The following is a 23,771-nucleotide window of genomic DNA, read 5'->3' as shown; positions in this document are numbered from 1 at the left end:
AGGCTTATGAGGTGTTTTTATGAGCGAAGCGAAGCATTCACGTCTGATCATTCTGGGTTCCGGCCCTGCCGGTTACAGCGCAGCCGTTTATGCCGCCCGCGCTAACCTCAAACCCGTTGTCATTACCGGCATACAGGCAGGTGGCCAGCTCACCACCACCGTCGAAGTCGACAACTGGCCCGGCGACGTCGAAGGCCTCACCGGCCCGGTGCTGATGGAACGCATGCAAAGACACGCCGAACGCTTTGACACAGAGATCGTTTACGACCACATCCATACCGCCAAGTTGCAACAACGCCCATTCGAACTCATCGGCGACGGCGGCACCTACACCTGTGACGCCCTGATTATCGCCACCGGCGCTTCGGCGCAATATCTGGGGTTGCCCTCGGAAGAGAAGTTCGCCGGCAAGGGCGTTTCAGCCTGCGCCACCTGCGACGGCTTCTTTTACCGCAATCAGGTGGTGGCAGTGGTCGGTGGCGGCAATACCGCTGTTGAAGAAGCCTTGTACCTGTCGAACATCGCCAAGGAAGTCCATCTGATTCACCGCCGCGATAAGTTGCGCTCGGAAAAGATTCTCCAGGACAAACTGTTCGAAAAGGCGGCCAACGGCAATATTCGCCTGCACTGGAATCAGAATCTGGATGAAGTGCTGGGCGATACCAGCGGCGTGACCGGCGCCCGCCTGCGCGACAGCCAGACCGGCGAAACCCGCGAATTGGCGCTGGCCGGGGTGTTCATCGCCATCGGCCACAAACCCAACACCGATCTGTTTGTCGATCAGCTGGCCATGCGCGATGGCTATCTGCGAGTCAAAAGCGGCAACGAAGGCGACGCCACCGCCACCGCAATCCCAGGCGTGTTTGCCGCCGGCGATGTCGCCGATCATGTTTACCGCCAAGCCGTCACGTCGGCCGGGGCCGGTTGCATGGCCGCGCTGGACGCCGAGAAATACCTCGACGACATTCCCGGCGTTTAACGGCACACTTTACGGCGGGCCCATCAGCCCGCCACCACCCTCCCCTTCTGCAAGCCCGGATGCCATGCTGACTTGGTTACAACGCAATACCCTGACCTTTCCCCCGCTGGAAAAAGCCATGCGCGACCCCAACGGGCTCCTGGCTGCCGGGGGCGATCTGTCTGCCGATCGTCTGATTCAGGCCTATCGCCACGGCTGCTTTCCATGGTTCTCCGAAGGCCAGCCGATTCTCTGGTGGTCGCCGGATCCGCGCACCGTGTTGTTTCCCGACGAACTGCACGTTTCCCGCAGCCTGGCGAAATTGCTGCGCCAACAGCGCTATCAAGTGACCTTCGATCAGGATTTCGCCGCCGTCATCCGCGCTTGCGCAGCCCCGCGCGATTACGCCGATGGCACCTGGATCACCCAGGCCATGCAAGACGCTTACATAGAACTGCACAGGCGTGGTCACGCGCATTCGGTGGAAGTCTGGGAGCAGGACGAGCTGGTTGGCGGGCTCTACGGCCTGGCCATGGGCCAACTGTTTTTTGGTGAGTCCATGTTCAGCCGCGCCGACAATGCGTCCAAATATGGCTTTGCCACACTGGTGCGACATCTGAAAGACTCGGGTTTTGTGCTGATCGACTGCCAGATGCCGACCGATCATCTGCACAGCCTCGGCGCACGGGCGATTCCCCGCCGCGAATTTGCTGGCTACCTGGCGCAGCATCTGGATCAACCCAATCGCGCAACCTGGGTTTGCTGAGCGACTTTTGCGCGCGTGGCTTACACTTAGGGGGCGCTCTCAACGAGTTTCGCGGCGGTGAAACTCATTGAGAATGAACGCCCCCAATCAAAGCTTATTCCGAGGGTTGATCATGACCGAGTTGGCGCGTTTGAAGTTCTATGCCACTCAGCCCCACTCTTGCAGCTATCTGCCAGATGAACAGGCTACAACCCTGTTCCTCGACCCAAGCCAGCCCATGGATGTGCATGTCTACGCAGATTTGTCTGAAATGGGTTTTCGTCGCAGTGGCGATCATCTTTACCGGCCACATTGCCAGAACTGCAATGCGTGCGTGCCAGCGCGCATCCCTGTGGCGCAATTTACCCCCAACCGCCAACAGAAACGCATTTTCAAACGAAATGCCGACCTGCAGGTTCGCCCTTCCAGAGCACAGTTCACCGAAGAGTATTTCGGCCTCTATCAGCGCTATATCGAACAGCGTCACGCCGATGGTGACATGTACCCGCCAAGTCGCGATCAATTCGCGACCTTCCTGGTGCGCGACCTGCCGTTCTCGCGCTTCTACGAATTTCGTCTCGAGGGGCGACTGCTGGCGGTGGCTGTCACCGACTTACTGCCGAACGGTCTGTCGGCGGTGTATACCTTTTACGAACCCGGCGAAGAACGCCGCAGCCTGGGGCGTTACGCGATTCTCTGGCAGATCGGCGAGACACGCCGCCTCGGACTGGACGCCGTCTACCTCGGCTACTGGATCAAAAACTGCAAAAAAATGAGCTACAAGACCCAATATCGGCCTATCGAGCTGCTGATTAATCAACGCTGGGTCATCCTGAACTAGAACCCCTTGGCTTAAACCCCATTTTTCGGGCACAATGCACGCCGCTTTTGCCTGGCGCAGTTGCACCGGGCCATTCATTGGACACCGAGGGCTTTACTGCATGTCGAAAGAAGACAGCTTCGAAATGGAAGGCACTGTCGTCGACACCCTGCCCAACACCATGTTTCGTGTGGAGTTGGAAAATGGGCACGTCGTAACCGCGCATATCTCCGGCAAGATGCGCAAGAACTACATTCGTATTCTTACCGGTGACAAAGTGCGCGTCGAGCTGACGCCCTATGACTTGAGCAAAGGGCGCATCACTTACCGCGCTCGCTAATCAAGTCAATACAAAACGCCCGGCTCTGCCGGGCGTTTTTGTTTGCCTGCGATTTGATGCAGCACGCCGACCCCATGTAGGAGCTGGCTTGCCAGCGAAGGCGTCGGCATGTCTTGTATTAGTGTTGCCTGATCCATAGCTATCGCTGGCAAGCCAGCTCCTACAGTTGATCTCGGGTGTTCTCCAGACAGCAAAAAGGCGCCTCTCGGCGCCTTTTGCTTTGTCGCGATTTAACGTCAGGCCATTTCAGCCGTGGTCTCGAACTCGAAGGTCAGCTCGCCGTCCTTCAGATCGATATGCACCACACCGCCATGGTCGGCCAGTTCGCCAAAGAGGATCTCTTCGGCCAGTGGACGCTTGATCTTGTCCTGGATCAAACGCGCCATTGGACGCGCACCCATTGCTGTGTCGTAGCCACCCGCTGCCAGCCAGCTGCGCGCTGCGTCCGTCACTTCCAGCTGCACGCGCTTGTCTTCCAGCTGCGCCTGAAGCTCGGTGAGGAACTTGTCCACCACGCTTTTGATGACCTCATGGCTGAGGCGACCAAACTGGATAATGGTGTCCAGACGGTTGCGGAACTCTGGCGTGAAGCTCTTCTTGATCACTTCCATCGCATCGGACGAGTGGTCCTGATGGGTGAAACCGATCGAAGCACGCGCCGCTGTTTCGGCACCGGCGTTGGTCGTCATGATGACGATCACGTTACGGAAATCCGCTTTGCGCCCGTTGTTATCGGTCAGCGTACCGTGGTCCATGACCTGCAGCAGCAGGTTGAAGACTTCCGGATGCGCCTTCTCGATTTCATCGAGCAACAGCACGCAGTGAGGCTGCTTGGTGATGGCTTCGGTCAGCAGTCCGCCCTGATCGAACCCGACGTAACCTGGAGGCGCACCGATCAGACGCGATACGGTGTGGCGCTCCATGTACTCGGACATGTCGAAGCGAACCAGCTCGATGCCCAACGCCTTGGCCAGCTGACGCGCCGCTTCGGTTTTACCGACACCGGTCGGCCCTGCGAACAGGAACGAACCGACAGGCTTGTCAGGCGATTTGAGGCCGGCACGGGACAGTTTGATCGCCGTCGACAACGAGTCGATGGCGGCATCCTGGCCAAATACGGTCAGCTTCAGGTCACGCTCAAGGTTACGCAGCAGTTCTTTGTCGGAACTGGTGACGTGCTTAGGCGGAATCCGCGCGATTTTCGCAACGATGTCCTCGACTTGAGGCACTTCGATGCGTTTTACGCGCTTCTCGATCGGTTGCAGACGCTGATAGGCGCCCGCCTCGTCGATGACGTCGATGGCCTTGTCCGGCATGTGCCGGTCATTGATGTAACGCGAAGCCAGCTCAGCAGCCGCACGCAGCGCCTCATCACTGTATTCGATGTTGTGGTGCGCTTCGAAACGACCTTTCAGGCCGCGCAGGATGCCAATGGTGTCTTCCACCGAAGGCTCCGACACATCGACCTTCTGGAAGCGCCGGGCCAAGGCACGGTCCTTCTCGAAGATCCCGCGAAACTCCTGGAACGTGGTCGAACCGATGCAACGGATATCACCCGAGGACAGTAGCGGCTTGAGCAGGTTCGAGGCATCCATGACGCCACCTGACGCGGCACCCGCACCGATAATGGTGTGGATTTCGTCGATGAACAGGATCGCCTGCGGACGTTTTTTCAGCTCATTGAGCAGCGCCTTGAAGCGCTTCTCGAAATCGCCACGGTATTTGGTCCCGGCCAGCAACGCGCCCAAGTCGAGGGAGTACACCACGCTGTTGGCCAGCAGGTCCGGCACCTGGTTGTCGACAATGCGTTTGGCCAGGCCTTCGGCAATCGCGGTTTTACCCACGCCCGCCTCGCCCACCAGCAGCGGATTGTTTTTTCGGCGACGCGCCAGAATCTGCGCAACGCGCTCGACTTCCAGCTCACGGCCTACCAATGGATCGATTCGACCCTGGCGCGCGAGTTCATTGAGGTTGCTGGCATAAGCATCCAGAGGATTGCCAGAAGAAGAAGACTCACCGCCCTCGTCGTCCTGCATATCTTGCTCACCTTCAGAGTGATCGCCATGCCCAGGCACTTTGGAAATGCCATGAGCGATGTAGTTGACGACATCAATGCGCGCAACGCTCTGCTGTTTCAGCAGGAACACTGCCTGACTCTCTTGCTCACTGAAAATGGCGACCAGCACGTTGGCGCCAGTCACTTCACGCTTGCCCGAGCTCTGTACGTGGAAAACAGCACGCTGCAGTACACGCTGGAAGCCCAGGGTTGGCTGGGTTTCGCGATCCTCATCATGAACGGGGATCAATGGCGTGGTGGAGTCGATGAACTCCTGCAGGTCATGCTTGAGTTTGTCGAGGTTTGCGCCGCAGGCACGCAAAACGGTGGCGGCAGCCTCATTGTCCAATAGGGCCAGCAGGAGATGTTCGACAGTCATGAACTCATGACGCTTCGAACGAGCCTCCTTGAAGGCTAGATTGAGGGTGACTTCGAGCTCGCGGTTTAACATAGCTTCACCTCATACCCAAGTGGTCGGCGATTAACCGTCCTTCTCGATTTCACAGAGTAGCGGATGCTGGCTTTCCCTGGCGTACTGGTTGACCTGCATGGCCTTTGTCTCGGCAATGTCGCGGGTAAACACTCCACATACTGCCCGTCCTTCTGTATGGACGGCCAGCATGACCTTGGTCGCCAGCTCGCGATTCAGGTTAAAAAACACCTCGAGCACTTCGACGACGAAATCCATCGGTGTGTAGTCATCGTTGAACAAAACCACCTTGTACATCGGCGGTGCCTGTAACGCAGGCTTCGCCTCCTGAACAGCAATGCCTGCGGAATCGTCGTCGTGTTCCTCCGGGCGATCTTTCTGGAGAGTCGGGCGATCCTGATTGAATGTTAGTCGAATCTGGCTGATTGCATGCATGGAAAGAAAGGTTCGTCAGTTGTGCTAATACAGTGGTGGGGGCGGTTATGGACGATTTCAACACTGACCGCCCGGTCACCTTGACTATCGGAAAAACGGTGTTACAACCAATAGAGCCCACAGTGGGTAAAAAAGGTCCGCGGAGTCAATATTAATTATAGAGACCGGCTGCGGATGTACTGGATGATACTCCAGTGATGGAGTCTGTTGCAGAGGGATATGAGCATGTCAGTCGGCAAGGTGAAATGGTTCAACAATGCCAAGGGATTCGGTTTCATTAACACCGACGCCAGAGAAGGTCGTGACGAGGATGGCAAGGACATCGATTTCTTTGCCCACTATTCGGCCATCGAGATGGACGGCTACAAAACGCTCAAGGCTGGGCAAGCTGTAAACTTCGATATCGTGCAGGGCCCCAAAGGGCTGCATGCCGTAAAAATCACGGCTGCAGAAACCGAACGGGCAGTGCCTATTATCGAAGAAGAAAAAGTGTCGAGCTGACGCAACCCGTCATCCAGTCATAAAAAAACCGCCCGAAGGCGGTTTTTTTAGTGCCGATTCGCTTACATATGCGAGATCAGCGCATCACCAAACGCAGACGAAGACAGCAGCGTCGCCCCATCCATCAGACGTTCGAAGTCATAGGTCACGGTCTTGGCGGAGATCGCTCCGTTGGTGCCCTTGATGATCAGATCCGCCGCTTCGGTCCAGCCCATGTGGCGCAGCATCATTTCAGCAGACAGGATCAGCGAACCCGGGTTGACCTGATCCTTGCCGGCGTACTTCGGCGCAGTACCGTGGGTCGCTTCGAACATGGCAATGGTGTCGGACAGGTTGGCGCCCGGTGCAATACCGATACCGCCCACTTCTGCCGCCAGTGCGTCGGAGAGGTAGTCGCCGTTCAGGTTCAGGGTCGCGATTACATCGTACTCGGCCGGGCGCAGCAGGATCTGCTGGAGCATGGCGTCGGCGATGGCATCCTTGACGATGACATTCTTGCCGGTTTTCGGGTTCTTGAACTGCATCCACGGACCACCGTCGAGCAGGGTCGCGCCGAACTCTTCAGCGGCCACTTCGTAGGCCCATTCCTTGAAGGCACCTTCGGTGAACTTCATGATGTTGCCTTTGTGCACGATGGTCAGCGAGTCGCGATCGTTGTCGACCACATACTGCAAGGCCTTGCGCGCCAGACGCTTGGTGCCTTGCAGCGAAACCGGCTTGATGCCGATACCGCAGTTTTCGTCGAAACGGATCTTGGTGACACCCATTTCATCTTTGAGGAACTTGATGACTTTGGTCGCTTCTGGCGAACCGGCTTTCCACTCGATACCGGCGTAGATGTCTTCCGAGTTCTCACGGAAGATCGTCATGTCGACGTCGCCTGGCTTTTTCACCGGGCTAGGCACGCCTTCGAACCAGCGCACAGGGCGCAGGCACACATAAAGGTCGAGTTGCTGACGCAGGGCCACGTTCAGGGAACGAATGCCGCCACCGACCGGAGTGGTCAGAGGGCCCTTGATGGAAACCACGTAATCCTTGACCGCGTCCAGGGTTTCCTGAGGTAGCCAGGTGTCCTGATCGTAAACCTGAGTCGCTTTCTCCCCGGCGTAGACTTCCATCCAGGAAATTTTGCGCTCGCCGCCGTAAGCCTTCTTAACAGCAGCATCGACAACCTTGATCATGACCGGGCTGATATCAACACCAATACCATCGCCTTCGATGAAGGGAATGATCGGGTTGTTAGGAACATTGAGAGAATGGTCCGCATTGACGGTGATTTTGTCGCCGACGGCTGGAACCTGAATCTTCTTGTATCCCATGCTGAACTCCATTGTTTGGATTGAACATCTGGCTTCGTTCGAGCGTAACCCAGTTAAATCGGCGCGCAAACCCTATGTTCCATCCATCTGCCGCAAAGCTGCATGACTCGCGGGCTACAAGCCTGAAAGCAAAGGGAAAAGCGCCAAACTCAAGCACGACGAATGACTCTACGCCCCACTCGCCCCTGCGACCTTTAGACCAATGGACGAGAATTGTCATGCATGAACCATCGGCAGATTGCCAGCTACCTATGTATAATGCCGCCGCTGACTAAAGGGTCACGAAGGCTGGACGGCTCTATGATGAGCCTTTCCGCCGGAAAAGCCGGTCTGTTACCGCAGCCCGAACGCTTGACGCCCTACTGATGCACCCAACATCACAGCAACGAAATCTCGATATTCGGCTCATGGATGACTTTGAACGAACGCGCTTACCCGGCGCCCCTCGAGTTTCTGCGCACGCTTTAGCAAAGAAGAGAGAGTTAATCCGAATATGCCCACCCGCTCGAAGATCATCTATACCTTCACCGACGAAGCCCCAGCCCTCGCCACCTATTCACTGTTGCCTATCGTAGAGGCGTTCACCGCCTCGGCTGATATCGCCGTTGAAACCCGCGATATCTCTCTTGCAGGACGCATTCTGGCCAGCTTCCCCGAGCAACTGGGTGACAAAGCCGTAGCCGACCACCTCGCCGAACTGGGCGACCTGGCCGTTACGCCTGAAGCCAACATCATCAAGCTGCCAAACATCAGCGCCTCTGTTCCGCAGCTGCAAGCGGCAATCAAAGAACTGCAAGCCCAGGGTTTCGCACTTCCTGACTACCCGGAAACCGTGACCAGCGACGCCGACAAGCTCGCCAAGTCGCGCTACGACAAAATCAAGGGCAGCGCCGTGAACCCGGTTCTGCGCGAAGGCAACTCCGATCGTCGCGCACCGCTGTCGGTCAAGAACTACGCGCGCAAGCACCCGCACAAAATGGGCGCCTGGGCTGCGGACTCCAAGTCTCACGTCGCGCACATGAGCACCGGTGATTTCTACGGCAGCGAAAAAGCTGCCCTGATCGAAGCCGCTGACGCCGTCAAAATCGAACTGATCGCTCAAGACGGCACTACCACCGTCCTGAAAGAAAAAACCACCGTACAAGCCGGTGAGATTCTCGATTGCGCGGTCATGAGCAAAAACGCTCTGCGCAGCTTCATTGCTGCCGAGATCGAAGACGCCAAAGCCAAAGGCGTGCTGCTGTCGGTTCACCTCAAAGCCACCATGATGAAGGTCTCCGACCCGATCATGTTCGGCCAGATCGTTGCCGAGTTCTATAAAGACGCACTGGCCAAGCACGCTGACGTGCTGGCACAGATCGGGTTCAACCTGAACAACGGCATCGGCGACCTGTACGCTCGCATCAAAGCCCTGCCGGCTGAACAGCAAGCTGCCATCGAAGCCGACATTCAGGCGGTCTACGCCGCTCGTCCGTCGCTGGCCATGGTCAACTCCGACAAAGGCATCACCAACCTGCACGTGCCGAGCGACGTCATCGTCGACGCCTCGATGCCGGCAATGATCCGTGACTCCGGCAAAATGTGGGGCACTGACGGCCAGCTGCACGACACCAAGGCTGTGATCCCGGATCGCTGCTACGCGACCATCTACCAGGCGGTCATCGAAGACTGCAAGGCAAACGGCGCTTTCGACCCAACCACCATGGGCAGCGTGCCAAACGTTGGTCTGATGGCGAAAAAAGCCGAAGAGTACGGTTCGCACGACAAGACCTTCCAGATCAAGGCCAACGGCGTTGTCCGCGTTACCGACAGCAAAGGCACCCTGCTGCTGGAGCAATCGGTTGAAGCCGGCGACATCTTCCGCATGTGCCAGACCAAAGACGCGCCAATCCAGGACTGGGTCAAACTGGCCGTCAACCGCGCTCGCGCAAGCAGCACGCCAGCGATTTTCTGGCTGGACCCGATGCGCGCTCACGACGGCGTAGTGATCGAGAAAGTTCAGGCTTACCTGAAGGATCACGATACGTCCGGCCTGGACATCCAGATCATGGCACCAGTCGACGCGATGAAGTTCACCCTGGACCGCACTCGCGAAGGCAAGGACACCATTTCGGTGACCGGCAACGTACTGCGCGACTACCTGACTGACCTGTTCCCGATCATGGAACTGGGCACCAGCGCCAAGATGCTGTCGATCGTTCCGCTGATGAATGGCGGCGGTCTGTTCGAAACCGGCGCTGGCGGTTCCGCACCGAAGCACGTTCAACAACTGCTGGAAGAAAACTTCCTGCGCTGGGATTCCCTGGGCGAGTTCCTGGCCCTGGCCGCTTCCCTTGAGCACCTGGGTGTGACCTACAACAACCCTAAGGCGCTGGTTCTGGCCAAGACCCTGGATCAGGCCACCGGCCAGTTCCTGGACAACAACAAGTCGCCATCGCGCAAAGTCGGCAACATCGACAACCGCGGCAGCCACTTCTACCTGGCGCTGTACTGGGCTCAAGCCCTGGCGGCCCAGACTGAAGACGCGGCACTGCAAGCGCAGTTCACGACTCTGGCCAAAACCCTGGCCGAGAACGAAGCAACCATCGTTGCCGAGCTCAACGCCGTTCAGGGCAAGCCAGTGGACATCGGTGGTTACTACCACGCCGATGCCGAGCTGATCAGCAAAGCCATGCGTCCGAGCGCAACCTTCAACGCAGCAGTTGCTGCGCTGGTTTAAGGTTGTAAGGATGCAAGAAGCCCGGTCACTGAACGTATACCTGAGGTATATCGTTTGTGAGCGGGCGCCCTCAAGGGCCGGTGTTTAAAGGTATTTTTGCATCAAACCTTTTTGATGCAAAAACACATCGTGATACATCGCAATATCGAAGCGCCGGCGGCAACGTCGGCGCTTTTCTTTTTTCTCGATTCATATCCTGGCGCTGCCGACGTTCTTTCTGGACTTCACCGTAGCTACCCGCGTGCAGGCTGCAATTAAAGTAAACACACAGACTAATTGGACGAACTCTAGACAGAGTTTTATGGACTAATTTATTTCCATCCAGCTTCAGTTGGTATAAATAAAATACACTCATCATTCGATTCAAGACACTCAAAAAAACTTGAGTATTGCACTACCCCGCATAAATTCAAATGTATTTGGCTATCCGATTTCAGACTCGCAACAACATTGAATTCAACCAACTGACAACTCTAGGATAAAACTCAAGCAGTGCGCCATGTGCTGTTCAGGAAAATTAGAGTCCTAATCAGGAGGTTTAGTCATGCAACCGAAAAACCAAGTCGTGCAGAACGACAACACTGTAATGAGTGCAGATAAACTGGTTTTCAACACCAATGAACCCTCCAATGACTTGCAGGGGACACTTGCGGCCAATATCAAGTTCGCCCAAAGCCAAATCTTTCCGGCATCGCCCAAGCCCGACGACCGCCAGCCTCATCTAATTGCAAAGCGCAAAACCTTACTCATGGTAAAACCGTTGAGCAGCGTTAATACTTTGCAGGTCACGATTACCAACAGCGATGGGACACAGTTTGGCCCGCTAATACTGAACAGCCCTGATCAACTGCCTAAAACGGCCTACTACATTGATGATTTACCGGATGATGAGATAGATTTCACTCCGCCACCAGGCTCCACTTACACGATCAACCGCGGCAGCGAAATTAATAAACTGGGAGATCCGTCCGGGAATTTCCTGCTGGAAAAGCTGCAACAAAACGCCTTGGTCGAGATTCAAACCTCAGATGGCAACTGGGTGAGAGATATTTACCTGCCAAACAGTTCGACCCTGGAAGGAAAGGTGGTGCGTGCCCGGTCCAGCGCCGGCTACAACTCGATTATTTTATACAGAGATCAGGAGGTATCGATCTCTGTGGGACAGGCCCATCAGTTCAAGTTTATCTCAGGACGATGGGTCCGTGATGGCGAGCTGGAAAACCAAGGGATCATCTATGCCGAAAACACCTGGAGTGTCGAAATTCCAGCCGAGTGGATCAAGCCCGGCATTAACCTGCGCTTTGACAGCGACAGTTTGACTGGGCAATTGAATGATATATGGGTCGGCGCCACCACCGAGCTGCTCATCAATACCATCGACATCGGCATGCTCACGGCGCCGCGTGACGCTTACGCCTTTGCAAAGGATCCCAATGCACACAGGGAATATTTCCAGACAGTCCCGGTGACACGCATGATTGTGAGCCAGTATCAGTCGCTCTATCTACCCGAGGTGATGTTAGCTGATGGTACGTTGCTCACGGATTTTGATCCGAGCGAGGGGGGATGGCATAGCGGCACAATGCGGGGGGTTATTGGCAAGGAACTGATCTCACTCGGTATCAACCATGCTAACTACGGTGTCAACTGCTCGGCAGGCCGAGGCGAATGGACCCCTTATACAGCCGCTCAACTCACAGCTCACAACAGCCAGGGAAAATACTCCAACGGTATTCAGGTGCATGGTGGTTCGGGTGGCGCGGGCATGGTGACCCTCGACAGTTCATTGGGTAACGAGTTTAGCCATGAACTGGGGCACAATTATGGGTTGGGGCACTTCCCTGGCGGCTTTAACGGTTCTGTGCACCAAGCTGCCAACGAGATCAACTCAACCTGGGGATGGGACTCGAACCATTGTAAGTTCATCCCCAACTTCTGGCCGACATCCACCGATCAGGACGCTTGCCATGAAGGCACATGCCAACCGCCCTTCCATGGTCGGGCTTTCGGGCGTGATTCGATGGCCGGTGGCGAGCCGATGTCCCGGCTTAACCGCTACACTCTTTACACCCCATACACGGCGACAATCATCCAGGCGTTTCTGGAAAGCAAAGTGGTATTCGCGTCCGACTCACCCACAGGTTTTCGCAAATGGGATCCGGCCACCCAGCGCATGGAGCACTATGATCACAGGCTTGACATCGTCAGACCGATCACTGCTTCTAATAACGACCTGAGTGAAGACACCCTCTCGGCGCTATTCAATAAGAGTCAAATGGTAAAGGTGTTTATGGAGGATGGGAACTGGACCCAATCCATCTTTGTTCCACCTGCCTCTCAGGCCAACAATCAATGTGTGATAAGCGTCGATCATCGGGCCGGGTACAACAGCCAGCTCTATATCAACGGCCAGGTCATTTCAGTAGTCCGAGGTTTGAAAACCAATTATATTTCGAACGGTTCGATCTGGAGTGAATGCATTGTTTTGGATATGAGCATGACGCGGGTCACTGCACCCACCAACAACCTGACCGAATCTAATTTGATTAGTCTGCTGGCCAACTACCAGGTACTCAATGTAGCGATGTGGGATGGCAACTGGGCTTCGTCCATTCATGTTCCGCCAGCCTCACAGGCAAATAATCAACGTGTTATCACTATTGATCATAATGCTACCTATAACACACAGCTTTACATTAATGGCCTGAGCATTCAGCTATCGCAGGGGGTCAAGAAATACTACATTTCTGATGGCGATCGCTGGAGCGAACGAGTGCAGCTGAAAGATCTGAGTGTTGAACGTCGCCCACAAGCGTCTGGCGTACCCGTCACGACATTGGTTGGTTATTTCGATCCGCAAGGAGAACTGCAAAGCTACATTTACCCCGCCTTGCACGGAGCCTATGGCTTTCTTTATGCAGATGACAGCAGCACGCTGACCTCAACCGACTGCCAGCTGTGGGTGGAATCCGAGAATGGCGTTCAGCGTTTCAAGCTGCCTAATAATCGTTTACAGAGCAACGTGATGAACAAATTCCACATTAACATCGCGGAGTCTGTCCACCCACGTACGGTAACGCTTGTTTGCAATGGTGATATCGTACTTCAGCAAAGTATTGCGCCAGCTGAAACAGACCTTACTTACACGATTAATGGTGAGTAGGGCTTTGTCCGCACAGGGCACATGTCAGGCGCTCACTTATTAGCCTAGTGCTCTGTTTTACCAGCCAACCTGTGAGGCCATCGCCTCACGGGCTCGCGTTGTTTTGTTCAGCTATCTTCGTAACGAACGACCTTTAAAGCCCAGCGGGACTTCTGAATCGACAACTCTGACTTCGAAACCCGAACAGACGTCAGGTTGACACCGGTAAATGACCGCTCTTGGTCGGCTTTACCCGAGACAGCGGCTAATCATTTAACATCTCTATTGACTGACCTGACGCCTTCGCTGGCAAGCCAGCCCCTACAGGGTTCGTGTTTCAACAATCAAAATTGAGGGCATTTCATGGATTGGCTACCCCACATCACTGTCGCCACCATCGTCGAAGACAACGGTCGCTTCCTGATGGTCGAAGAACTCAAACACGGCCGCGTTGTGCTCAATCAACCGGCCGGCCACCTGGACCCGGACGAAACGCTGACCGAAGCCGCCATCCGCGAAACCCTCGAAGAAACCGGCTGGGACGTCGAGCCGACCGGCGTCGTCGGCATTTACCTCTACACCGCCCCCAGCAACGGCGTGACTTACCAACGGGTCTGTTTCATCGCAAAACCGCTCAAACACCACCCGGACTATCAGCTGGATGACGGCATCGTCGGCGCCAAGTGGCTGACGCGTGACGAACTGCTGGAACAGCGCGCAAACTGGCGCAGTGAGCTGATCATCCGCTGCATTGATGATTATCTGGACGGTAAACACTTCGGTCTCGAACTGATCCGCCCTTCTCTTTAGCCTTGCGGGCTCCGGCCTGTTAGAATCGCGTCCTTTTTCAAGACACTCATTGAATCCCTATGCGTGATCCAGCCCCTTCTGACACACAAAAGAAGCGCGTCATTGTCGGTATGTCCGGCGGCGTGGACTCTTCCGTTTCCGCCCTCCTGCTGATCGAGCAGGGCTACGAGGTGGAAGGCCTGTTCATGAAGAACTGGGAAGAAGACGATGGAACGGAATACTGCACCGCCATGGACGACCTGGCGGACGCTCAAGCCGTGTGCGACAAAATTGGTATCAAACTGCACACCGCCAACTTCGCCGCCGAGTACTGGGACAACGTGTTCGAGCACTTCCTGGCCGAATACAAGGCCGGGCGCACGCCAAACCCGGACATCCTGTGCAACCGCGAGATCAAGTTCAAGGCGTTCCTCGACTACGCCATGATGCTGGGTGCCGACCTGATCGCCACCGGCCACTACGTGCGCCGCCGCGATATCGATGGCCGCACCGAATTGCTCAAGGGCCTGGACGCGAACAAAGACCAGAGCTACTTCCTGCACGCCGTTGGCGGCGAACAGATCGCCAAGACCCTGTTCCCGGTCGGCGAACTGGAAAAGCCCGAAGTGCGCGCGATTGCCGAGAAATACGAGCTGGCGACTGCGAAGAAAAAGGACTCCACCGGCATCTGCTTCATCGGCGAACGCCGCTTCAGCGACTTTCTCAAGCAGTACCTGCCCGCGCAACCCGGCGAAATCAAGACCACCGAAGGCGAAGTGATCGGCCGTCACCACGGTTTGATGTACCACACCATCGGCCAGCGCCAGGGCCTGGGCATCGGCGGCTTGAAAGACGCCAGTGACGAGCCGTGGTACGTGCTGATCAAGGACCTGGAACACAACGAGCTGATCGTTGGCCAGGGCAATGACCATCCTTACCTCTTCTCCCGTGCCCTGCTCGCCTCGGACATCTATTGGGTCAACCCGATTGATTTGACCGCACCGCGCAAGCTGACCGCCAAGGTCCGCTATCGCCAGAGCGATCAGCCGTGCACGCTGGAGAAAACCGCCACCGGCTACCGCGCAACCTTCGATGACCCGCAACGCGCGGTCACCCCAGGCCAGTCCGTGGTGTTCTATGACGGTGAAATCTGCCTGGGAGGCGGAGTGATCGAAATTGCCGAGCCATGGACCAGCAAAGGCCAGCAACAATGAGCCCGACCCAGGAGCAACTGACGGCGCTGGGCGGCGTGTTTCTCGCCGCCGTCCTCGTCGACAAGATTGCCAAGAGCGGCCAGACCTCTGAAGCCGGCCTGACCTGCATGCTCGGCAGCCTGCTGATTCGCGACCCCAAGGACACGCTGGAAGTCTACGGCGGTGATGACATCAATCTGCGCGAAGGTTATCGCGCCCTGGTCGGCGCACTTGAGCGTGACCCGAGCGCCCTTCAGCGTGAGCCCTTGCGTTACGCACTGGCGATGCTGGGCCTGGAGCGTCAGCTGGCCAAGCGCGGCGACATGCTGGAGGTGATTGGCAAGCGCTTGCCGCAGATCCAATCCCAGGTCGAACACTTCGGCCCAGCCCATGAAAACGTGATCGCCGCATGCGGCGCGCTGTACCAGGACACCCTGAGCACCTTGCGCCAACGGATTCAGGTCCACGGCGACATGCGCAACCTGCAGCAGCCGAGCAATGCCTCGAAAATCCGCGCCCTGTTGCTGGCCGGGATTCGCTCGGCGCGCCTGTGGCGGCAGTTGGGCGGACATCGTTGGCAACTGGTGATCAGCCGCCGCAAGTTGCTGAAAGAGCTTTACCCCTTGATGCGTAACGAATAAGTCGCGCAGACAACTATTTACTCTGCATTACGCGTAATACGCCGGTCAGTTGGCAACGGACCGGCGGATTTTTTCATGTATGATACGCGCCCCATTTCGTTGCCCGACTGTCCGAGAACACCCCATGCAGCTTTCTTCGCTCACTGCGGTTTCCCCTGTTGACGGCCGCTACGCCGGCAAAACCCAGGCCCTGCGCCCGATTTTCAGCGAATACGGTCTGATCCGTGCTCGCGTCCTGGTTGAAGTACGCTGGCTCCAGCGTCTGGCCGCTCACTCTGCCATCAGCGAAGTACCGGCGTTCTCCGCCGAAGCCAACGCTGTGCTGAACACCCTGGCGGAAAACTTTTCTCTGGAACACGCCGAGCGCGTCAAAGAGATCGAGCGCACCACCAACCACGACGTTAAAGCCATTGAATACCTGCTCAAAGAGCAAGCGGCCAAACTGCCGGAACTGGCTGCCGTCAGCGAATTCATCCACTTTGCCTGCACCAGCGAGGACATCAACAACCTGTCCCACGCCCTGATGCTGCGCGAAGGCCGTGATGACGTGATGCTGCCGCTGATGCGCCAAACCGCCGAAGCCATCCGCGAACTGGCCATCCGCTTCGCTGACGTGCCAATGCTATCGCGCACCCACGGTCAGCCGGCTTCGCCGACCACCCTGGGCAAAGAGCTGGCGAACGTGGTTTACCGTCTGGAGCGTCAAATCGCTCAGGTCGCTGCCGTTCCGCTGCTGGGCAAGATCAACGGCGCTGTCGGCAACTACAACGCTCACCTGTCGGCCTACCCTGAGATCGACTGGGAAGAAAACGCCCGCGCCTTCATCGAAGACGAACTGGGTCTGGGCTTCAACCCGTACACCACGCAAATCGAACCGCACGACTACATTGCCGAGCTGTTCGACGCTATCGCGCGCTTCAACACCATCCTGATCGACTTCGACCGCGACATCTGGGGCTACATCTCCCTGGGTTATTTCAAACAGCGCACCATCGCTGGCGAAATCGGCTCGTCGACCATGCCGCACAAGGTCAACCCGATCGACTTCGAAAACTCCGAAGGCAACCTGGGCATCGCCAACGCACTGTTCCAGCACTTGGCGAGCAAGCTGCCAATCTCCCGCTGGCAGCGTGACCTGACAGACTCTACCGTACTGCGCAACCTCGGTGTCGGCTTCGCCCACAGCGTGATCGCGTACGAAGCGAGCCTCAAAGGCATCAGCAAGCTTGAGCTCAACGCTCAGAAAATCGCTGCTGACCTGGATGCATGCTGGGAAGTTTTGGCCGAGCCGATACAGACTGTGATGCGCCGTTACAACATCGAAAACCCGTACGAAAAACTGAAAGAATTGACGCGCGGCAAGGGCATCAGCCCAGAAGCGCTGCAAACTTTCATCGACGGCCTGGACATGCCAGCCGCCGCCAAGGCCGAGCTGAAACTGCTCACCCCGGCGAACTACATCGGTAACGCTGTAGAGCAAGCCAAACGCATCTGATTGACCGCTGGACATGTTTGAAACGCCCGGCCGCGCCGGGCGTTTTTATTCCCGTCTCAAAAGTGCTTTTTTTCAATAGGTTACACATGAATCCTGATATTCCTCTTCAACTTCTGGGCGGCATCACGGCGCGTGAATTCCTGCGCGACTACTGGCAGAAAAAACCGCTGCTGATCCGCCAGGCGATTCCTGATTTCGAAAGCCCGATCGACGCCGACGAACTGGCCGGTCTGGCACTGGAAGAAGAAGTCGAATCGCGCCTGGTGATCGAGCACGGCGAGCGTCCTTGGGAATTGCGCCGCGGCCCGTTCGCGGAAGACGAATTCAGCAAACTGCCGGAACGCGAGTGGACCTTGCTGGTACAAGCGGTCGATCAGTTTGTGCCTGAAGTCAGCGAACTGCTGGAACAGTTCCGCTTTCTGCCGAGCTGGCGCGTCGACGACGTGATGATCAGCTTCGCCGCCCCAGGTGGCAGCGTCGGTCCGCACTTCGACAACTACGATGTATTCCTGCTGCAAGGCCACGGCAAGCGCAACTGGAAAATTGGCCAGATGTGCAACTCCGAGAGCGCCCTGCTGCCACACGCAGACCTGCGCATCCTCGCTGACTTCGAAGCCACCGATGAGTGGATCCTGGAACCGGGCGACATGCTGTATCTGCCACCACGCCTGGCCCACTGCGGCGTGGCCGTCGATGACTGCATGACGTACTCCGTCGGTTTCCGCGCGCCGAGCGCCGCTGAAGTGCTGACCCACTTCACCGACTTCCTCAGCCAGTTCCTGACGGACGAAGAGCGCTACACCGACGCCGACGCGCTGCCCGCGGCTGATCCACACCAGATCCAGCACGATGCCCTTGATCGGCTCAAAGCCCTGCTGGCCGAGCACATGAGCGACGAGCGCCTGCTGTTGACCTGGTTCGGCCAGTTCATGACCGAGCCGCGCTACCCGGAACTCGTGGTAGGTCCGGAAGAAATCGAGGAAGACGACCTGCTCGCCAGCCTTGAGCAAGGTGCAGTCTTGATCCGCAACCCAAGCGCTCGCCTTGCCTGGTCCGAAGTCGATGACGACCTGCTGCTGTTCGCCAGCGGCCAGAGCCGTTATCTGCCGGGCAAGCTGCGCGAACTGCTGAAATTGATCTGCGCCGCCGATGCGCTGCACATCGACAACCTTGGCGAGTGGCTGGCCGACGAAGACGGTCGCGGCCTGCTGTGCGAACTGATCAAGCAAGGAAGCCTGGGGTTTGCTGATGAATAAAATTCACGTAAGTGTCGCAGACTGGCAAAAGGATAACGCCGAGATCCGGCGCATTCGTGAGACGGTATTCATCGCCGAGCAATCCGTTCCGCCCGAGCTGGAATGGGATGCCGATGACGCCACCGCGGTGCATTTCCTGGCCTTCGAAGGCGACTTTCCGATTGGCACTGCTCGCCTGCTGCCCGATGGTCACATCGGCCGGGTTTCGGTGCTCAAGGACTGGCGCGGCCTGAAGGTCGGCGATGCGCTGATGCATGCGGTGATTGGTGAAGCCGAGAAGCGTGGACTGAAGCAGCAAATGCTCAGCGCGCAGGTTCAGGCAACGGCGTTCTATGAGCGCCTGGGTTTTCACATTCTCAGCGAGGAATTCCTGGAAGCCGGGATTCCGCATGTGGACATGGTGCGTCACTCGGCCTGAAACCCTGTGGTGAGGGGGCTTGCCCCCTCGCCACAGAGAACACCACAAAACGCCCCGCCATTTTCGGATGCCGGGGCGTTTTGCTGTCTACGATTCAACTTGCGCCACGCCGGGCCGACAAACTGGCACTATCAAGGCATTAGAAGTCGGAGATAACGGATATGTCCCTACGCACACTGCTCACCACCCTGCTACTGACCTGCAGTTTTTCAGCCATGGCCGCCACCGAAATCGTACCCCTGAACTTCCGCACCAGCGCCGACTTGCTGTCCGTGGCGCAGGATTTCATTGGCAACGAAGGCCAGGTCAGCGCTTATGGCAATCAGCTGATCGTCAACGCGGATCAACGCAAGATCGACGAACTTAAAGCCCTGATCGGCCAACTCGATGTCGCCGCCAAGCGCCTGCTGATCACCGTCGACACCAGTGACAACAACTACCAGGACAATCAGGGTTACTCGGTAAACGGCGCCAAGCCGAACCAGACCCGAATCATCCATCGCAGCACCGCCAGCCGTGACGGCGGAGTCCAGCAGATTCAGGCCAGCGAAGGCACACCTGCACTGATTCAGGTCGGCCAGAGCGTTCCGCTCACGAGCGCGCAGACCGACTCTTACGGTGATTTGCGCAGCCGCCCCGAATACCGCAACGTCACTCAGGGCTTCTACGTCACCGCCAGCGTCACCGGTGAAATCGTTCACTTGGCGATCAGCACCAATCGTGACCGCATTAGCCAGGAACGTTCCGATGTAGTGAACGTACAAAGTACCGACACAACCGTCACAGGCCGCCTCGGCGAATGGATTACGCTGGCCGGCGTCAACCAGCAGAACCTGGCCGACAAACAGGCCAGGACCCGCAGCTATGCGACTCAGGGCCGGGATGACATGACCCTGCGGGTGAAAGTCGATACTTTGGACTAAAGCACCGGAAACTGACTGATTAGTCGTATTAGACCAAAGATGTAGTGCCTGAAAAAAAGCACTACAAAACGTTTGACGATCGAAAAAAGCAAAGGCATGATGGCCTCGCTCCCGCTAATCAGGGGCCCTGGCAAGGGCCTTCGAAGCGATGCTCGCACCTATCCCGCGAGCCGCTTCGTGTCTGTACCGCCCACAAGGTGTGTTTGACGAGGTTGCCGACTGGAACGAAGTTGTCCCGAGGGACGGAAGCGTAATTAGGTAACCCGGCACTACACTGAGGTTCGCACCAAGGCCCACGATGCCCGAATGCGCTCAACAGCTTGCCCTTACCTGCTCACTTCCCCTCGAGCCCATCGTTCATCCCGTCGCTACCCCGCCGAATCCGACTTGACCACCCAAGCTTCTGGTCAGCGAGCGCATGAATTTTCCACCGCAGAACAACTTTCCGTAAAAGACGCGACGAGGTTTATCTCCATGGCACTGACACGCGAACAGCAAATTGCAGCCCTCGAAAAAGATTGGGCTGAAAACCCACGCTGGAAAGGCGTGACACGCGCTTACTCCGCTGCTGACGTCGTCCGCCTGCGTGGCTCGGTTCAACCTGAGCACACCTTTGCAAAACTGGGCGCCGAGAAGCTGTGGAACCTGGTCACCCAGGGCGCCAAGCCTTCCTTCCGTCCCGAGAAAGATTTCGTCAACTGCATGGGCGCCCTGACCGGCGGCCAGGCTGTACAACAAGTCAAAGCCGGTATCCAGGCGATCTACCTGTCGGGCTGGCAAGTAGCCGCGGACAACAACTCCGCCGAATCGATGTACCCAGACCAGTCGCTGTACCCGGTGGACTCGGTTCCAACCGTGGTCAAGCGCATCAACAACTCGTTCCGTCGTGCTGACCAGATCCAGTGGAAAGCCGGCAAAGGCCCGGGCGACGAAGGTTACATCGACTACTTCGCTCCAATCGTGGCTGACGCTGAAGCCGGTTTCGGCGGCGTACTGAACGCTTACGAGCTGATGAAGAGCATGATCGAAGCAGGCGCCGCCGGCGTTCACTTCGAAGACCAACTGGCCTCCGTGAAAAAATGCGGCCACATGGGCGGCAAGGTACTGGTTCCTACCCAGGAAGCCGTACAGAAGCTGACCGCTGCCCGTCTGGCAGCTGACGTTGCCGGTACTCCGACCATCATCCTGGCCCGTACCGACGCTAACGCAGCTGACCTGCTGACGTCCGACTGCGACCCGTACGACCAGCCATTCGTGACCGGCGAACGTACCCAGGAAGGCTTCTACAAAGTGCGCGCCGGTCTGGACCAGGCCATCGCTCGCGGCCTGGCTTACGCTCCGTACGCCGATCTGATCTGGTGCGAAACCGCCAAGCCGGATCTGGACGAGGCTCGCCGCTTCGCTGAAGCGATCAAAAAGGAATACCCGGACCAACTGCTGTCGTACAACTGCTCGCCTTCCTTCAACTGGAAGAAAAACCTGGACGACGCGACCATCGCCAAGTTCCAGCGCGAACTGTCCGCCATGGGTTACAAGCACCAGTTCATCACCCTGGCCGGCATTCACAACATGTGGCACAGCATGTTCAACCTGGCGCACGACTACGCCCGCAACGACATGACTGCCTACGTGAAGCTGCAAGAGCAGGAGTTCGCTGACGCTTCGAAGGGCTACACCTTCGTGGCTCACCAGCAGGAAGTGGGCACCGGCTACTTCGACGACATGACCACTGTGATTCAAGGTGGCTCGTCTTCGGTAACCGCACTGACCGGTTCGACTGAAGAAGAACAGTTCCACTGATCTGCTTCGCCTGAGTAAACGGCCGTTGCGGACCGGATAGAAAGCTAACCGCAACGCTGCACATCTGACGCCCCGACTGGTCCGGGGCGTTTTTTTGCCTGCGATTTCACCCATCCTTGTAGGAGCTGGCTTGCCAGCGAAGGCGTCCGTTCATTCAGCGCATGACTGTCGGACCTATTCGCTGGCAAGCCAGCTCCTACACTCTCTGTGTTGCGGCAAAACATTGATCCAGCGCGATATCGTTGTCAGAAAAATCCGCTAAAACATTCACTGCCGCTACTTGCAGTAACGCGCAAAAAAGACAACTTCCCGACTCTTACCCCGCTAATCAGTTTAAAAACCATCACAAACAATATTGATTATCATTTAGGCGCAACTATGTTCGTTACATTTCCGACAAAACAATATTGATGAAAAGCCGGCTAATGCCCGCCATGCATGGGCTGCGGGGCTTTGGAGGTGCGCTATGTCCTTAATCCTATAAATAATTTCGCTATAGGAATTTTACTTGCTGGGTGTTTAGCCATAAAATCAGCGGGATTGATTGCTGCGACATATCGTCACTGCGTTGTTACTTTTTCAAGCTCAGAGACCTTTGCTCTCTGTTAAGGATTACCAGCATGCCCGAAGCGACAGGACTCATGGCCCACAACTGGGGCTTTGCCATTTTCCTTCTGGGCGTCGTCGGCCTATGCGCCTTCATGCTCGGCGTCTCCAGCCTCCTCGGGTCAAAAGCCTGGGGTCGCAGCAAAAACGAACCGTTTGAATCCGGCATGCTGCCTACAGGTGGCGCCCGTCTGCGGCTCTCAGCCAAATTCTATCTCGTCGCGATGCTCTTCGTGATCTTCGATATCGAAGCCCTTTTTCTCTTTGCATGGTCTGTGTCCGTCCGCGAAAGCGGCTGGACCGGATTCGTCGAAGCTCTCGTTTTCATAGCAATTCTGTTGGCAGGCCTTGTCTACCTATTCCGAGTGGGCGCCCTTGACTGGGCTCCGGAAGCTCGTCGTAAGCGACAAGCGAAGCTGAAACAATGAGGCTTTGGCAATGCAATACAATCTCACCAGGATCGACCCCGATGCTCCTAACGAGCAGTATCCGATTGGCGAACGGGAAACCGTTTCCGATCCGTTAGAAGATCAAGTCCACAAAAACATTTTCATGGGCAAGCTCGAAGACGTGCTTAACGGCACGATCAACTGGGGGCGCAAGAACTCCCTGTGGCCGTATAACTTCGGTCTTTCGTGCTGCTACGTGGAAATGACCACCGCCTTCACGGCGCCCCACGACATCGCGCGCTTCGGCGCCGAGGTTATCCGGGCATCGCCGCGTCAGGCGGATTTCATGGTTATCGCCGGTACCTGCTTCATCAAGATGGCGCCGATCATTCAGCGTCTCTACGAGCAAATGCTCGAACCTAAATGGGTTATTTCCATGGGTTCGTGCGCCAACTCCGGTGGCATGTACGACATCTACTCTGTCGTTCAAGGGGTGGACAAGTTCCTGCCCGTGGACGTCTACGTGCCTGGCTGCCCGCCCCGTCCTGAAGCTTTTCTGCAAGGCTTGATGCTCTTGCAAGAGTCGATTGGACAGGAGCGTCGCCCGCTTTCCTGGGTCGTCGGCGATCAAGGCGTATACCGCGCCGAGATGCCTTCCGAGAAGGAAAAGCGCCGCGAACAGCGAATCGCAGTCACCAACCTGCGCAGCCCCGACGAAGTCTGATCCAGACCTGCTTCTTTTATAGAACGAGAACCTGGCTTCATTCTTTACGTTGACCGAAAGCGATAAATAACC

Annotated in this window: 20 protein-coding genes; 17 read left to right on the top strand and 3 right to left on the bottom strand. The window is 56.8% G+C overall.

All coding sequences use genetic code 11. The annotated features are described in order from the left end of the window. The first annotated feature begins 19 nt into the window (after positions 1-19). The 4 genes from trxB to infA all read left to right on the top strand — a co-directional run bounded on the left by trxB (position 20) and on the right by infA (position 2,863). Entirely contained in the window at positions 20-979 is a 960-nt protein-coding gene (trxB, locus tag KGB06_RS18525) for a thioredoxin-disulfide reductase (RefSeq protein WP_223518290.1), read from the top strand. A gap of 64 nt (positions 980-1,043) precedes the next feature. Next, complete coding sequence (gene aat, locus KGB06_RS18520; RefSeq protein ID WP_223518287.1) at positions 1,044-1,724, top strand: leucyl/phenylalanyl-tRNA--protein transferase; 681 nt, start codon at positions 1,044-1,046, stop codon at positions 1,722-1,724. A gap of 112 nt (positions 1,725-1,836) precedes the next feature. Continuing rightward, entirely contained in the window at positions 1,837-2,544 is a 708-nt protein-coding gene (locus KGB06_RS18515; protein ID WP_223518282.1) for an arginyltransferase, read from the top strand. Between the two features lie 100 nt (positions 2,545-2,644). Further along, entirely contained in the window at positions 2,645-2,863 is a 219-nt protein-coding gene (infA, locus tag KGB06_RS18510) for a translation initiation factor IF-1 (protein WP_002553999.1), read from the top strand. A gap of 236 nt (positions 2,864-3,099) precedes the next feature. Here the strand turns inward: infA and clpA are convergent, their stop codons facing one another. Together clpA and clpS are read right to left on the bottom strand one after the other, a co-directional pair. Further along, positions 3,100-5,370 carry an ATP-dependent Clp protease ATP-binding subunit ClpA gene (clpA, locus tag KGB06_RS18505; protein WP_046032479.1) on the bottom strand — a complete coding sequence of 757 codons (2,271 nt, stop codon included), beginning with the start codon at positions 5,368-5,370 and terminating at the stop codon, positions 3,100-3,102. Positions 5,371-5,400: 30 nt separating this feature from the next. Then, positions 5,401-5,784, bottom strand: a complete 384-nt coding sequence (clpS, locus tag KGB06_RS18500; protein WP_020799529.1) for an ATP-dependent Clp protease adapter ClpS — start codon at positions 5,782-5,784, stop codon at positions 5,401-5,403. Between the two features lie 225 nt (positions 5,785-6,009). On the opposite strand from clpS, the gene KGB06_RS18495 reads away from it, so the two are divergent. Next, positions 6,010-6,285, top strand: coding sequence for a cold shock domain-containing protein (locus tag KGB06_RS18495; protein ID WP_223518279.1), 276 nt, complete (start codon positions 6,010-6,012; stop codon positions 6,283-6,285). 62 nt (positions 6,286-6,347) lie between these two features. On the opposite strand, the gene icd is transcribed toward KGB06_RS18495, so the two are convergent. Further along, positions 6,348-7,604: an NADP-dependent isocitrate dehydrogenase gene (icd, locus tag KGB06_RS18490; protein ID WP_223518276.1), complete on the bottom strand. Its 1,257-nt coding sequence runs from the start codon at positions 7,602-7,604 to the stop codon at positions 6,348-6,350. Positions 7,605-8,097: 493 nt separating this feature from the next. Between icd and KGB06_RS18485 the strand changes: the two genes are divergently transcribed. The 12 genes from KGB06_RS18485 to KGB06_RS18430 all read left to right on the top strand — a co-directional run bounded on the left by KGB06_RS18485 (position 8,098) and on the right by KGB06_RS18430 (position 23,699). Further along, positions 8,098-10,323, top strand: coding sequence for an NADP-dependent isocitrate dehydrogenase (locus KGB06_RS18485; RefSeq protein ID WP_223518274.1), 2,226 nt, complete (start codon positions 8,098-8,100; stop codon positions 10,321-10,323). 544 nt (positions 10,324-10,867) lie between these two features. Further along, positions 10,868-13,486: a M66 family metalloprotease gene (locus KGB06_RS18480; RefSeq protein WP_223518262.1), complete on the top strand. Its 2,619-nt coding sequence runs from the start codon at positions 10,868-10,870 to the stop codon at positions 13,484-13,486. Between the two features lie 342 nt (positions 13,487-13,828). Next, positions 13,829-14,275 (top strand): NUDIX hydrolase, encoded by a 447-nt coding sequence (locus KGB06_RS18475; protein WP_223518254.1) that lies wholly within the window; start codon positions 13,829-13,831, stop codon positions 14,273-14,275. A 59-nt stretch (positions 14,276-14,334) separates the two neighbouring features. After that, positions 14,335-15,468 (top strand): tRNA 2-thiouridine(34) synthase MnmA, encoded by a 1,134-nt coding sequence (gene mnmA / locus KGB06_RS18470; RefSeq protein WP_223518251.1) that lies wholly within the window; start codon positions 14,335-14,337, stop codon positions 15,466-15,468. Continuing rightward, positions 15,465-16,088 carry a high frequency lysogenization protein HflD gene (hflD, locus tag KGB06_RS18465; protein WP_223518249.1) on the top strand — a complete coding sequence of 208 codons (624 nt, stop codon included), beginning with the start codon at positions 15,465-15,467 and terminating at the stop codon, positions 16,086-16,088. The genes mnmA and hflD overlap by 4 nt, the downstream gene beginning before the upstream one ends. A 124-nt stretch (positions 16,089-16,212) precedes the next feature. After that, on the top strand, positions 16,213-17,583 hold the full coding sequence (gene purB, locus KGB06_RS18460; protein ID WP_150778306.1) for an adenylosuccinate lyase: 1,371 nt from the start codon (positions 16,213-16,215) through the stop codon (positions 17,581-17,583). An 86-nt stretch (positions 17,584-17,669) separates the two neighbouring features. Then, positions 17,670-18,839 carry a cupin domain-containing protein gene (locus KGB06_RS18455; protein WP_223518247.1) on the top strand — a complete coding sequence of 390 codons (1,170 nt, stop codon included), beginning with the start codon at positions 17,670-17,672 and terminating at the stop codon, positions 18,837-18,839. Next, complete coding sequence (locus KGB06_RS18450) at positions 18,832-19,257, top strand: GNAT family N-acetyltransferase (protein WP_223518245.1); 426 nt, start codon at positions 18,832-18,834, stop codon at positions 19,255-19,257. Before KGB06_RS18455 ends, KGB06_RS18450 begins: the two co-directional genes overlap by 8 nt. A gap of 161 nt (positions 19,258-19,418) precedes the next feature. After that, a complete protein-coding gene (locus tag KGB06_RS18445) occupies positions 19,419-20,180 on the top strand; it encodes a secretin N-terminal domain-containing protein (RefSeq protein WP_223518229.1) in 762 nt (253 codons plus the stop codon). 474 nt (positions 20,181-20,654) lie between these two features. After that, positions 20,655-21,980 carry an isocitrate lyase gene (gene aceA, locus KGB06_RS18440; RefSeq protein ID WP_007946425.1) on the top strand — a complete coding sequence of 442 codons (1,326 nt, stop codon included), beginning with the start codon at positions 20,655-20,657 and terminating at the stop codon, positions 21,978-21,980. Positions 21,981-22,600: 620 nt separating this feature from the next. After that, positions 22,601-23,014 carry an NADH-quinone oxidoreductase subunit A gene (locus tag KGB06_RS18435; RefSeq protein ID WP_003223812.1) on the top strand — a complete coding sequence of 138 codons (414 nt, stop codon included), beginning with the start codon at positions 22,601-22,603 and terminating at the stop codon, positions 23,012-23,014. A 10-nt stretch (positions 23,015-23,024) separates the two neighbouring features. Beyond that, on the top strand, positions 23,025-23,699 hold the full coding sequence (locus KGB06_RS18430; protein ID WP_007946424.1) for a NuoB/complex I 20 kDa subunit family protein: 675 nt from the start codon (positions 23,025-23,027) through the stop codon (positions 23,697-23,699). Positions 23,700-23,771 lie beyond the last annotated feature (72 nt).

This window comes from Pseudomonas sp. GL-B-19, assembly GCF_019956415.1.
Lineage (GTDB): Bacteria > Pseudomonadota > Gammaproteobacteria > Pseudomonadales > Pseudomonadaceae > Aquipseudomonas.
The sequence above is the reverse complement of the archived record's forward strand: the minus strand, read 5'-3'. Positions and strand labels throughout refer to the sequence as shown.

Bases quoted from the DNA above. Each gene is read 5' to 3' on its own strand.
- hflD (WP_223518249.1), top strand. From the start codon at position 15,465: ATGAGCCCGACCCAGGAGCAACTGACGGCGCTGGGCGGCGTGTTTCTC.
- mnmA (WP_223518251.1), top strand. From the start codon at position 14,335: ATGCGTGATCCAGCCCCTTCTGACACACAAAAGAAGCGCGTCATTGTC.
- KGB06_RS18515 (WP_223518282.1), top strand. From the start codon at position 1,837: ATGACCGAGTTGGCGCGTTTGAAGTTCTATGCCACTCAGCCCCACTCT.
- KGB06_RS18445 (WP_223518229.1), top strand. From the start codon at position 19,419: ATGTCCCTACGCACACTGCTCACCACCCTGCTACTGACCTGCAGTTTT.
- clpA (WP_046032479.1), bottom strand. From the start codon at position 5,370: ATGTTAAACCGCGAGCTCGAAGTCACCCTCAATCTAGCCTTCAAGGAG.
- infA (WP_002553999.1), top strand. From the start codon at position 2,645: ATGTCGAAAGAAGACAGCTTCGAAATGGAAGGCACTGTCGTCGACACC.
- KGB06_RS18480 (WP_223518262.1), top strand. From the start codon at position 10,868: ATGCAACCGAAAAACCAAGTCGTGCAGAACGACAACACTGTAATGAGT.
- icd (WP_223518276.1), bottom strand. From the start codon at position 7,604: ATGGGATACAAGAAGATTCAGGTTCCAGCCGTCGGCGACAAAATCACC.
- aat (WP_223518287.1), top strand. From the start codon at position 1,044: ATGCTGACTTGGTTACAACGCAATACCCTGACCTTTCCCCCGCTGGAA.
- trxB (WP_223518290.1), top strand. From the start codon at position 20: ATGAGCGAAGCGAAGCATTCACGTCTGATCATTCTGGGTTCCGGCCCT.
- KGB06_RS18495 (WP_223518279.1), top strand. From the start codon at position 6,010: ATGTCAGTCGGCAAGGTGAAATGGTTCAACAATGCCAAGGGATTCGGT.
- purB (WP_150778306.1), top strand. From the start codon at position 16,213: ATGCAGCTTTCTTCGCTCACTGCGGTTTCCCCTGTTGACGGCCGCTAC.
- KGB06_RS18455 (WP_223518247.1), top strand. From the start codon at position 17,670: ATGAATCCTGATATTCCTCTTCAACTTCTGGGCGGCATCACGGCGCGT.
- clpS (WP_020799529.1), bottom strand. From the start codon at position 5,784: ATGCATGCAATCAGCCAGATTCGACTAACATTCAATCAGGATCGCCCG.
- KGB06_RS18430 (WP_007946424.1), top strand. From the start codon at position 23,025: ATGCAATACAATCTCACCAGGATCGACCCCGATGCTCCTAACGAGCAG.
- KGB06_RS18450 (WP_223518245.1), top strand. From the start codon at position 18,832: ATGAATAAAATTCACGTAAGTGTCGCAGACTGGCAAAAGGATAACGCC.
- KGB06_RS18435 (WP_003223812.1), top strand. From the start codon at position 22,601: ATGCCCGAAGCGACAGGACTCATGGCCCACAACTGGGGCTTTGCCATT.
- KGB06_RS18475 (WP_223518254.1), top strand. From the start codon at position 13,829: ATGGATTGGCTACCCCACATCACTGTCGCCACCATCGTCGAAGACAAC.
- aceA (WP_007946425.1), top strand. From the start codon at position 20,655: ATGGCACTGACACGCGAACAGCAAATTGCAGCCCTCGAAAAAGATTGG.
- KGB06_RS18485 (WP_223518274.1), top strand. From the start codon at position 8,098: ATGCCCACCCGCTCGAAGATCATCTATACCTTCACCGACGAAGCCCCA.